Source organism: Tessaracoccus bendigoensis DSM 12906 (assembly GCF_900141915.1).
GTDB lineage: Bacteria > Actinomycetota > Actinomycetes > Propionibacteriales > Propionibacteriaceae > Arachnia > Arachnia bendigoensis.
The window spans coordinates 1-8,441 of record NZ_FQZG01000111.1; the positions used below are offsets into that span (position 1 = coordinate 1).

Consider the following 8,441-nt stretch of genomic DNA (forward strand, 5'->3'; position numbering starts at 1 on the left):
CTGGTGACGAGCCCTTCCGCAGGTAACGGCGCCGGATCGCTGGTGACGAGCCTTATCGCAGGTATCGACGCCGGATCGCTGGTGGCGACGTCAGAAGGCTGGTAACGACGGTGGATCGCTGGTGACGAGCCCTTCCGCAGGTATCGGCGCCGGGCTGGGTGACTTCTGTGAGGCCCGCCGCGCTCGTCCGTCGAGCAGCCAGGTGGTGGTGATGGTCGTGGACACCAGCGATTTGTGGCCGATACCAGCAGTATTGCTGGACACCAGCCGTATACCGCAGGTGACGAGCCCTTCCGCAGGTATCGGCGCCGGATCGCTGGTGACGACGTCAGAAGGCTGGTAACCACGGTGGATCGCTGGTGACGAGCCTTTCCGCAGGTATCGGCGTCAGAAGTCTGGTGTCGACGGCATATCCCCGGTGACGACGGTGGATTGCTGGTGTCGAGCCTTCCCGCTAGTGCTGTTGGTCGCCGTGGACACCAGCGATTTGTGGCCGATACCAGCAGTATTGCTGGACACCAGCCGTATACCGCTGGTGACGCGCCCTTCCGCTGGTGTCGACGCCAGAAGGCTGGTGTCGACGGTGGATCGCGTGTGCCAGGTGGTTTCGTCACGGGCGGCTCGCAAGCTCGCGGCCCGGCTCAACCGGCGGTTGGTTGAGCCGGTCCCGCCGCGCGGAGCGCCGGGGACCGTGTCGAAACCACCCGCATCCGGCAGCCAGACCCTGCCACCGTCGCATCCCAGACTCTGAGGCGCGCACAGATCTCTCTATGTGTGGAGGCGGCCTCATATCGCGGTTGCCTCCACGTATGCAGAGATCTATGCACAGCTTGGACGGTCAGACGGCCCGTGTCTGAAACCATCGTGGACGTTGTTCGGGGAGTCTCCCGAGATGCTGTGGTCGGGTTTCTGCACCGTGTGCCAGGTGTTTCGTCACGGGCGGCTCGCAAGCTCGCGGCCCGGCTCAACCAGCTGTGGCTCAACCGACGCTGACCGGGCCCGTCGTGGCCCTCACGATCAGCGTCGGTTCCAACATCAAGTTGGCCGGCTCAGCTTCCGGGTGGGCCAACCTTCGCCCGGCGACCTCGGTCGCCAACCGACCCAATTCCTCCCCATGGATGTCGACCGTGGTCAACAGCGTGCCGGGGGCCCGGCTCACCAGGGAGTTGTCGTAGCCGACGACCGACACGTCGGCCACGGGTCGCAGCCCGGCAGCCGCCATCGCGTCCAGAACACCCAGAGCCGCCTGGTCGTTGTGCGCGAACACCGCGGTCGGACGCCGTCCCGGCGGCAGCGCCAACACCGGGGCGATGTCCTCGGCCGCCTGCCGCCTCGAATAGTGCGACTCGACGATCCACGGCTCCAAACCCGCCGTCTGCATCGTCGCCATGTACCCGTCCCGTCGACCGAGGTAGCCATCGGTTACCGGGTTCGCAAGGAACACGATCCGCTCATGCCCGAGGTCTTGCAGGTGACTGGTGGCGGCCCGTGCTCCGGCCGCGTTGTCAGAGTGGACGCTGTCGACCCCGTCGATCCTTCGTGCGACGCTGACGAGAGGGACCTGGGCGCTGAAGGCGCGCACCTCGGCGTCGGGCAGAAGTAGCCCGGTGGCGATCACCGCGTCGACGCGTGACTGCAACAGTTCGTCGAGGGCCCGAGCGTCACGACGACCGTCGATTGAGCCGACGGCCAGCACCAAGTGTTTGTTGCCTTCGTCGGCGACCTTGCGGATCCCGTCGAACATGTCGGCGTAGACGTCCTGACGTAGGTCGAGCAGGAACACCCCGTACGTGTCGGTGACCTTACTGGCAAGTCGGGATGCGACCCGGTTGTGCCGGTACCCGAGCCGCTTGGCCGTCTCGAGCACCGTCAGCCTGGTCTGGGCGCTGACTCCCGCGACATCCCGGAACGCCATCGACACGAGCGCGCGCGAGACGCCGAGCTCGGTGGCGATGTCCTGCATCGTCACCGGGCGCCGGGTGCTGGGGATCATGTCGTCGTCTTCGATGAAATGAGGATAGCCAAATGGAGACGACCCGGACCCAATCCGGGTCCGGGTCGCTCGGGTTGCCCCTGGTCGGTGGCTCAGATCTCCGTCCGACGACCTTCGTCGGCGGCGCTGCGGGCGATCGCGTCACAGACGCGCATCGTGTGCAGACCGTCGGCGAACGTGGCGCACGGCGGGAGAATCGATTCGCGGCCCAGGATCTGGTCCAGGAACGCGCGGATCTGGTAGATGAACAGATCGCCGTAGCCGAACGAGATGTTGCCGCCGGGCATCGGGACGGCGTCGTCGAACACGCGCGCCGTTCCGGGGCCGACGTAGACGACGCGGTCGCCGCGGGTGTTGCCGCTCGGCTGGGTGTCGCTCACGATGAACTCGGCCGGGCGCGCCCAGTCGAAGACGGCGCGAGACTGCGTTCCGGTGACGGTGATGGCGAGGTCGTTCGGGGTGCCGAACGAAACGCGCGACACGCGGAAGGCGGAGACGGCGCCGTTCGCGAACGTGGCGGTGAACACGACGGAGTCATCGTTGGTGACCGGCTGGGTCTCCTCGGAGAGTTCTGCGTGGTCGTGGCCGATTACGCTGCCGACCGGCAGGTGACGCTCGGGGATCGAGATGCCGAAGTCGGCGCCGGCGACCGACACGATCGGGCCGCAGACGTACTCGGCCAGGTCGATGATGTGTGCCCCGAGGTCGATCAGGGCGCCGGTGCCTAGCGGGCCCTGGAAGCGCCAGCTCATCGGGCCCTCCGGGTCGGCGGCGTAATCGGCGAGGTAGTGCGCCTCGACCATCGACGGCTTGCCGAGCTCACCGGAAGCCAGGAGATCGCGGATCGCCTCGATGGCGGGGTTGCGGCGGAAGGAGTAGGCGGTGGCGGCGACCGTCGTGGCCTTCTCCGCCGCGGCGACCATGGCCTCGGCGTCGGCCAGGGAAGCCGCGAGCGGCTTCTCACAGAGCACGTGCTTGCCTGCGGTGAGCATGGCTTCGGCGATTTCCCTGTGCAGCGAGTTGCCGACAACGATGCTGACGGCGTCGATCGTCGGGTCCTCGGCGACCTCCTGCCAGGAGCCAACGGCCTTCTCGAAGCCGTAGCGGTCGGCCACAGACTGGGCCAGTTCGAGGTTCATGTCGGCGATCGCGGCCAGGCGGATCCTCGGCAGACCGCCACCATGGATGGTGTTGGCCTGGCGGTAACCGTTGGCGTGGCTGCGTCCGGCCATGCCGGCGCCGATGACTGCGACTGAGAGCTGTTCGGTCATTGGAGTTTCTCCTTGGGTGGTTTTCGTGCGGGGTCTCAGAGGACGCCGAGGTTGTTCTGGGCGAGCACCTTGCGGGTCTCGATGGCGAGCTTCAGCGGCACCTCAGGTGCCACGGGGTAGAGGTCCTGCTCGACGATGACGTAGAGCTCCTTGTCGAGCGCCGCCAGTGCGTCGATCACGGCACCGACCTTGGGCTCGCCGCCGTCGGGGGTGACACAGACGCCCAGGGAGACCGCCTCGCCGAAGGAGAGGTCCTCCTTTCGGACGCGGGCGACGACCTCGGGGTCCATCTGCTTGATGTGCACGATGGCGATGCGGTCGGGGTAGTTGCGGATGAGCTCGACGGTGTCGACCTCGCCGTACTCGAGGTGGCCGGTGTCGAGGCAGAAGGAGACGTACTCGGGATCGGTCTCTGCGAAGAACCGCTCGATCTGTTCGAGGGTCTCGATGTGCGAGTCGCCGTGGGGGTGGACGGCCATGGTCACGCCGTAGTCGTCCTTGAGGATCTTGCCGAGCTTGTTGGCGTTGCCAGCGAACAGCTTCAGCGCGTCATCGGTGAGGTTGGGGTCTTCGGCCCAGCCGCCGGTCTGCAGGTCGCGCAGCATCGGGGGCAGGTAGACGAGGAACTTGGCGCCGATGGCCTTCAGGACCTCGGCGTTGGCCCGCATGTCCTTCTCGGTCTGTGCCCAGTCCTCGTCGCGGTGCAGCACGCCGAACTGGGTGCCTGCGACCACGGTGATGCCGCGCTTGGCGACCTCGGCCCGGAGGGTCTCAGGATCGGTGGGGAGGTAGCCGAACGGGCCGGTCTCGATGTACTCGTAGCCGGCCTCGGCCACTTCGTCGAGGAAGGTCTGCCAAGAGACCTGCTTGTCGTCCTCGGGGAACCACACGCCCCAAGAGTCGGGTGCGGTACCGACCTTCAGCTTGTTGTAGGGGGCTTGGGGGTTCACTGCGCGAGATGTCATCTCCGCTCTCCTCTTCGTGTCTGCCCGGCGGTTGGCTCCGATGCCATTTGAACCGCTCTAGTTCCTCCAGCGTAAGTGCTTTCGTTTGTCTAGTCAAGCCCCGAGTTTGTCGAGTTTTCGCGGGGCTTGAACACCGTGGTGCAAGTAGATCGTTACCATGTCGTTACATTCAGTCCGTTTCGGTGGTGGGGTCAGACTGTGCTGTTGGCTACTGACAAGGCGTTGGCCGGGTCGCCGACACTGCGGGCTGCCAGTTGTCCCGTCAATGGTCGCCCTTTGTCCGCAGAAAACCCTTGACAGTTTGGTCGGTACTTGCAACGATGGCGGAGCGCACCGTTCAATCCTGGGTCCACGATGGCCCCGGGGAAGTTCCGACAGCGAACCATGTTCCAACAGCAAGGAGGCTGAGGATGACAGCACCGGGAACAGAAGCCGAGCCGGCCCCAACGGGCAGGGCGGGCGAGATTCTGCTCGAAGCAGACGGCGTCAGCAAGGTGTTCCCGGGGGTCCGGGCACTCAACGACGTTAGTTTCACACTAAGAACGGGGGAGGTACACGCCCTCGTAGGGGAGAACGGGGCCGGAAAGTCGACCCTGATGAAGATCCTGTCTGGGCTCTACCAGCATGACGGCGGGGAGATCCGCCTGCGCGGCGAGCGCATCGTGCTGCCCACGCCCTTGTCGGCGCAGCAGATGGGTATCAGCGTGATCCATCAGGAGTTCTTCCTGATGAACCACCTCACCGTTGCCCAGAACATCTTCATCGGGAGGGAGCCCAAGACGATGGGCTTCCTCAACGACGATGCCGCCCTCAACAGGCAGGCTGAAGAGCTCTTGGACCGGCTGGGGGTCAACATCGATCCGAGGGCACGCGTGAGCACTCTCACCGTCGCGGCCCAACAGATGGTCGAGATCGCCAAGGCACTCTCGTTCAATTCGTCCGTACTGATCATGGACGAGCCGACGGCGGCCCTGACCGAGACAGAGGTTGAGACCCTGTTTCGCATCATCGGCAACTTCCTCTCCCCGACCACCGCGGTCGTCTACATCTCCCACCGCATGGAGGAGATCCGAAAGCTCTCGACCCAGGTGACGGTGCTACGAGATGGCGAGTTCGTGGCGACGAAGCCCGCCTCCGAGCTGACCATCCCGGACATCATTCAGCTGATGGTCGGGCGAAAGATCGCCTCTGACATCCGGCCCGAACCCCGGGCGTCCACGGAACCGATCCTCGAGGTCAAGCACCTCTCGACGGCGCCGCTCCTGAAAGACGTGAGTTTCACGCTCGAGAAGGGCGAGATTCTCGGGTTTGCCGGGCTGATGGGGGCCGGGCGCACCGAGACTGCCAGGGCGCTGATCGGGGCCGATCCGATGACCGACGGCGAGGTGATCGTCGGCGGCAAGCCTGTCAAGATCACCCACCCAGCAGATGCGGTGGCCGAGGGAATCGGCTATCTGTCGGAGGACCGAAAGCGCTATGGTCTGATCCTCAACCAGGACGTGACCGCCAACACGGTGCTCGCATCCATCCCGGCGTTCACCAAAGGCGGGATCCTGCAGGACGGCAAGATGAAGCAGGTGGCCCAGAAGTGGGTCGAGGTGCTGCGCACCCGGACGCCAAGCGTCAATCAGCGGATCCGGAACCTGTCCGGCGGCAACCAGCAGAAGGTCGTGCTCGCCAAGTGGCTCGAACGAGACTGCGATGTCCTCATCTTCGATGAGCCCACCCGAGGGATCGACGTCGGCGCGAAGCAGGAGATCTACGACCTGCTGGACAAGCTCACCGACGAGGGTAAGTCGATCATCATGATCTCATCCGAGATGGAGGAGGTCCTCCGGATGAGCGACCGGATCGCCGTCATGTGCAACGGACGCATCACCGGTTTCCTGGACAACTCCGAGGCCACCCAGGAAAAGATCATGGAACTGGCCACCCAATTCAGCGTCATCGAAGACAACACGAGCGAGGTTCAGTCATGACAGCGATGCAAGATACCGCCGTCACGGGCCGCGCACGGCGTGGGATCCCCGACCGGTACAAGGCGTTCATCCAACAGGGCATGGTCGTCCTGGTCCTCATCGTGCTCGTGATCTTCTTCACTGCGATGAAGCCGAACTTCGCGAGCTGGGGCAACATCTCATCGCTGCTGCTCGCCTCCGTCGTCACCGGCGTTCAGGCGCTCGGCCTGTCATTTGTCATCGCGACCGGCGGCATCGACCTGACGCCCGGCCTCGGCATGGCGGTGACCTCGGTCTTCGGCGCCGTCCTGATCGCGCAACAGGGTGGATTCGGCCTGCCGATGTGGGTCGGCATCCTCGGCTGTCTCGCAGCAGGGGCGCTACTGGGCTTGATAAACGGGTTACTGGTCGCCTACGTGAAGATGCAACCCATGATCGCCACGCTGGCCATGATGATGGTCTGTTGGGGTGGCGCCCTGGTCCTGGCCGACGGCCGCACCGTCTCGCTGCGCAGCATCGAAGGCTACGACCAGATCGCCGTGGGTCAGCTCATCCCGCAGGTGCCCAACGGCGTCCTGATCCTCATCGTTCTGGCCGTGATCGCGGGCGTCGTGATGAACAAGACAGCCGTCGGTCGCTACGCGCTCGCCATCGGCTCGAACGAAGAAGCCACGCGCATCTCCGGTATCAACACCAACCGCTGGAAGGTGCTGGCCTACGTGATCTGTGGCCTGTTCACCGGTATCTCCGGCGTCCTCATGTCGTCGCGCCTCTCCGCCGCCCAGCCGACGCTCGGCCAGGGCTACGAGATGTACGCGATCGCCGCCGCCGTCATCGGTGGCACCTCGCTGCGAGGCGGACGCGCCTCGATCTTCGGTGCCGTCATCGGCGCCGTCACGATCCAGACCATCTTCAACGGCCTGACCGTCATGGGTGTTCAGGATCAGTGGCAGAAGGTCGTCCTTGGCGCCGTCGTGCTGTTGGCCGTCTACGTCGACATCATGCGCCGCGGCGGCAAGGAGGAGTGACCAACCAGGTCCTCCTCGAGAATCAACCACAAATGTCCACCCAGTTTCACGCAAATCGAAGGAGACACTCGTGAAGAAACTGATTGCTGGCGCTCTTGGCGCTCTGCTCGCCGTGGGGATGACCGCCTGCGGAAGCGACTCCGGCAACGGGGGCGGTACCACCGACGGCGGGAGGGTCGCCCTCATCGCCAAGGCAAACTCTGCCGAATACTGGATGAAGGTCAAGGAAGGAGCCGAGGCCGCAGGCAAGGAACTGGGCGTCGAGGTCACCTTCAACGGACCGGACACCGAGTCCGAAGGCGACAAGCAGCTCAACCAGCTGCAGACCGCCATCAACGACAAGCCGCTCGGCATCGGGTTCGCCCCTCAGGACGGTGCGCAGGATGGCGCTCCCCGCCTCATGGACGACGCGCAGGCGGCCGGGATCCCGGTCGTCGTCTTCGACACCCCGCTCGCCGGCTCCGACGTCCCGCTGGCGACCGTCGCCTCCGACAACGAGGGTATGGGCGCCCAGGCAGCCGAGAAACTCGTCGAGCTGACCGGCGGCGAGGGCAAGGTCGCGATCATCGCGCACGGCGAGGTCGGCACGGCCGCGGCCCGACGTGACGGCTTCAGGGACTACATCGAGCAGAACGCTCCCGGCATGGAGGTCGTCGACGTCCAGAACGGCGAATCCGATCCTGCCAAGTCCCGTGACAAGGCTCAGGGCATTTTGCAGGCGCACCCGGACCTGGTCGGCTTCTTCGGCACCGACGACGACTCGACCATCGCCATCGCCGACGAGGTCGACGCGAAGGGCCTGCACATCAAGGTCGTCGGCATCGACTCCTCGCCTGACGTCCTGACGCTTCTCACGGAGGGCAAGATTGCCGGCGTCATCGTCCAGAACCCCTTCAACATGGGATACCAGACGGTCGAGTTGCTGGTGAACGCCTCGAAGGGCGAAGAGCCCACCGAGAAGAACATCGTCTCGGAGTCGATCTGGGTTACCCCGGACAACATCGACAGCGAGGAAGTTCAGCAGGTCATCGGCTGACGTTGAACCAACGGAGGCGCCCCCGCAGACGAAGTTCTGTGGGGGCGTCTTTCGTGCGTCGGTTGAGCCGGGCGGTGCGTTGGTTGAGCGGGGCCGTGCGTTGGTTGAGCCGGGCGGTGAGGTACGAGCGGCCCGTGACGAAACCATCGTGGACCTTGTCTGGCGACTGTGGTCGGGTGCCTGCACCGTG

The 8,441-nt window shown here is 65.0% G+C and carries 8 protein-coding genes; 4 read left to right on the top strand and 4 right to left on the bottom strand.

Annotated elements, in window-relative coordinates:
- The first annotated feature begins 121 nt into the window (after nucleotides 1-121).
- On the top strand, nucleotides 122-343 hold the full coding sequence (locus BUC15_RS19700) for a hypothetical protein (RefSeq protein WP_139280358.1): 222 nt from the start codon (nucleotides 122-124) through the stop codon (nucleotides 341-343).
- Nucleotides 344-979: 636 nt separating this feature from the next.
- On the opposite strand, the gene BUC15_RS18005 is transcribed toward BUC15_RS19700, so the two are convergent.
- The 3 genes from BUC15_RS18005 to BUC15_RS18015 all read right to left on the bottom strand — a co-directional run bounded on the left by BUC15_RS18005 (nucleotide 980) and on the right by BUC15_RS18015 (nucleotide 4,229).
- The gene (locus BUC15_RS18005; RefSeq protein WP_217652297.1) at nucleotides 980-1,993 is read right to left on the bottom strand and encodes a LacI family DNA-binding transcriptional regulator; all 1,014 of its coding nucleotides are present in this window, start codon (nucleotides 1,991-1,993) and stop codon (nucleotides 980-982) included.
- Nucleotides 1,994-2,085: 92 nt separating this feature from the next.
- A complete protein-coding gene (locus BUC15_RS18010; RefSeq protein WP_073191266.1) occupies nucleotides 2,086-3,264 on the bottom strand; it encodes a Gfo/Idh/MocA family protein in 1,179 nt (392 codons plus the stop codon).
- 35 nt (nucleotides 3,265-3,299) lie between these two features.
- Entirely contained in the window at nucleotides 3,300-4,229 is a 930-nt protein-coding gene (locus tag BUC15_RS18015) for a sugar phosphate isomerase/epimerase family protein (protein WP_073191269.1), read from the bottom strand.
- A 410-nt stretch (nucleotides 4,230-4,639) separates the two neighbouring features.
- Between BUC15_RS18015 and BUC15_RS18020 the strand changes: the two genes are divergently transcribed.
- The 3 genes from BUC15_RS18020 (at nucleotide 4,640) to BUC15_RS18030 (ending at nucleotide 8,251) form a co-directional block, all read left to right on the top strand.
- Nucleotides 4,640-6,208: a sugar ABC transporter ATP-binding protein gene (locus tag BUC15_RS18020; RefSeq protein ID WP_073191271.1), complete on the top strand. Its 1,569-nt coding sequence runs from the start codon at nucleotides 4,640-4,642 to the stop codon at nucleotides 6,206-6,208.
- Nucleotides 6,205-7,215 (top strand): ABC transporter permease, encoded by a 1,011-nt coding sequence (locus BUC15_RS18025; RefSeq protein ID WP_073191276.1) that lies wholly within the window; start codon nucleotides 6,205-6,207, stop codon nucleotides 7,213-7,215. Before BUC15_RS18020 ends, BUC15_RS18025 begins: the two co-directional genes overlap by 4 nt.
- 70 nt (nucleotides 7,216-7,285) lie before the next feature.
- Complete coding sequence (locus tag BUC15_RS18030; protein ID WP_084189732.1) at nucleotides 7,286-8,251, top strand: ABC transporter substrate-binding protein; 966 nt, start codon at nucleotides 7,286-7,288, stop codon at nucleotides 8,249-8,251.
- Here the strand turns inward: BUC15_RS18030 and BUC15_RS20585 are convergent.
- On the bottom strand, nucleotides 8,241-8,441 hold a 201-nt coding region (locus BUC15_RS20585), incomplete at its 5' end, for a hypothetical protein (protein ID WP_217652298.1). The genes BUC15_RS18030 and BUC15_RS20585 overlap by 11 nt on opposite strands.